Annotated in this window: 3 protein-coding genes; all 3 read right to left on the bottom strand. The window is 47.2% G+C overall.

The genetic code is table 11. The annotated features are described in order from the left end of the window. Positions 1 to 233, bottom strand: a 233-nt coding sequence (locus WCO51_12305) for a hypothetical protein (protein MEI6514035.1), incomplete at its 3' end; no start/stop codon positions are given. A gap of 38 nt (positions 234 to 271) precedes the next feature. Next, positions 272 to 1,723, bottom strand: a complete 1,452-nt coding sequence (gene argF, locus WCO51_12300; protein MEI6514034.1) for an ornithine carbamoyltransferase — start codon at positions 1,721 to 1,723, stop codon at positions 272 to 274. A gap of 124 nt (positions 1,724 to 1,847) precedes the next feature. Further along, positions 1,848 to 2,555 (bottom strand): aminotransferase class III-fold pyridoxal phosphate-dependent enzyme (locus WCO51_12295; GenBank protein MEI6514033.1); only part of this gene is annotated, 708 nt, incomplete at its 5' end.

Here is a 2,555-nt window from a genome sequence, read left to right as displayed (position 1 = left end):
CAGACCGCATCTTCAAATGCATTATGATTTTCGCGATGGTTGGGGCCAGTTTTAATATCATTTCCGGGCGCTGCGGAAACGAGCATACCGTTATCCACAACCATATCCCATTGATCTTCCGGAACGAATTCGGTTCCAATGTAACCGATTTTTTTAGCATCGAGCAGAAATGTCTTCGCATCACCGCCTTGAAAATTACACCACCACGCAAATGTCTGTTTGATCTTTCCCATGATTTTTAACTCCTTAAGTTTATGATATGATTTCTTTTCTATGCCTCTCCAAGTAGGAGCGCTAATAGAGCCTTTTGGGCATGCAGGCGATTCTCGGATTCATCAAGAACCGCGGCTTGCTTGCCATCCAATACTTCCCCAGTGATTTCTTCGTCTCGATGCGCCGGTAGGCAGTGAAGTACAATTGCATCCGGCTTTGCCTTACTTAAAAGTTCTTTATTGACTTGGAAGGGCTGCATGGCTTTTTTACGTTCTTTCGTTTCACTTTCCTGGCCCATGCTAGTCCAAACATCAGTCTCAATCACATCCGCATCCTTAACCGCTACTACTGGATCATGAACAATCTCGACAATGGAGCCGGATTGCTTAGCGAATGCTTCCGCCTGAGTAAGAATTGCTAAATTGGGTCCATATCCTTCCGGACAAGCGATGCTTATATTGACACCAATTAGCGCACACAACAACATAACACTGTGGCAAACGTTGCTGCTATCGCCAACCCATGCCAGCTTGCGGCCTTCGAATGCATGAACTCGCTCATAGAAGGTCATCAAGTCAGCCAACGCCTGACAAGGATGCTCTAAATCGCTGAGCGCATTAATCACTGGCACGCTCGATGCTTCATCCATTTGAATAAGCATTTCATGACGAAACACGCGCGCCATAATCGCATCCACCCAACGGCTTAGGTTAGCTCCGATATCGCAGGGGGTTTCGCGTTTGCCCATCTGAATGTCCTGCGGCCCAAGGAAAATCGCATGACCGCCCATTTGAAACATTCCGGTTTCAAAGGTCACTCGAGTTCGAAGGGAAGGCTTTTCGAAGATCATCGCAAGCACTTTTGGACGCTTAAACTTGATAAGCTCTCCGCCTTTTATTCGTTCATACTTCATAGCCAAAGCTACGTTAATGACTTCAAGAGCTTGAACCGGAGTGAACTGAGCGATTGAGGTTACGGACATCCCTCGAAGGCCGGTATCATCAGCATGAACGCGGTGCTTAACCGACGCGGCTTGGGGAGCGGAGGTACAACCTTCTAATGGCGTTTCGGAATTACTCTCCTGTAAGCTAGTGACTTCGGTCCGTGTATTATCGAGGTCAACTCCGAATTTTGAAAGCACTCTCCCAGCCAACCCTTCACCTTCTCGAACCAATCCTAACAAGACATGCTCAGTTCCGATGTAATTATTATTCAGATGCCGAGCTTCATCATATGCCATGTCGATTACTCGTTTAGCCCTCGGAGTTAGCTCCATCTCTCCCCCTTGAGGCTTATCTAAATTTGGTGGGAGCTTTAATTCGATCTCATCACGAACTTGGTCAAGCACAACCCCCAATTTTTCTAGCACTAAAGCGGCAAGACTATCAGGCTCACGGATAAGTCCAAGCAGCAGATGCTCGGTACTAACGTAACCTTCACCACGCCGCAAAGCCTCTTCTTGTGCATAAAAAACTGTCGCGCGAGCTCTTTCAGTAAATCTTTGCCACATCGTTTTTGCTCCAATCCTAGTCTGTAGTGCGTTTTAGTATTTCAGACCCCCTCCCTTCCCTCACCCCGCCCGGAGTCAGAGGAGGGTTCCGGAATACGAAATACGTACTACGCAATACGCGCTACTAATTTATCTCTTTCAGTACTTCAGCCAGTATACCGAGGCCCTCATCGATTTCTTCAGGGGTAATAGTAAGAGCCGGTAATATTCGAATAGAGGTATCACCGGTTGCATTTAATATCAATCCTTTCGCTAAACAGCCCTTAACAACCTGCTTTGCGATGGGCTTAGATAGCTCAGCGGCAACCATCAGGCCAAATCCACGAACCTCAACAATCGGTAACCCCTGATCAACAAGTTCATTTAACTTGATTAACAGATGCTCTCCCGTTTTTTGGGAATTGACAATTAGATTTTCACTTTCAATTATATCAAGAACTGTTAACGCAGCGGTAGCATTTAACGGGTTTCCGGCAAAAGTCGAACCATGATCGCCGGGCACTAAAGTATCGGCACATAATCTACCGGCAAGAACCGCCGCAATGGGGACACCACCGCCTAATCCCTTTGCCATTGTGATTAGGTCGGGCACAACACCGCTATGCTCAAAGCCAAACCATTTCCCTGTGCGCCCCATCCCACACTGCACTTCATCACAGACTAATAAAGCTCCGAACTCATCACACAACCGCCGCGCTTCCTGTAGATATTCCGGCGTAACAACATGAATTCCGCTTTCCCCTTGGAGAGGTTCAATAAAAATCGCGGCCGTATTCTTGTTAAACTTCGCTCGAAGCGCTTGAATATCATTTCTCGGTACGTAATGCACCCC

This window comes from bacterium (assembly GCA_037131655.1).
Taxonomy (GTDB): Bacteria; Armatimonadota; Fimbriimonadia; order Fimbriimonadales; family JBAXQP01; genus JBAXQP01.
Note: the sequence above shows the minus strand (reverse complement) of the source record. Positions and strands in the feature narration are given on the sequence as shown.

Bases quoted from the DNA above. Each gene is read 5' to 3' on its own strand.
- argF (MEI6514034.1), bottom strand. From the start codon at position 1,723: ATGTGGCAAAGATTTACTGAAAGAGCTCGCGCGACAGTTTTTTATGCA.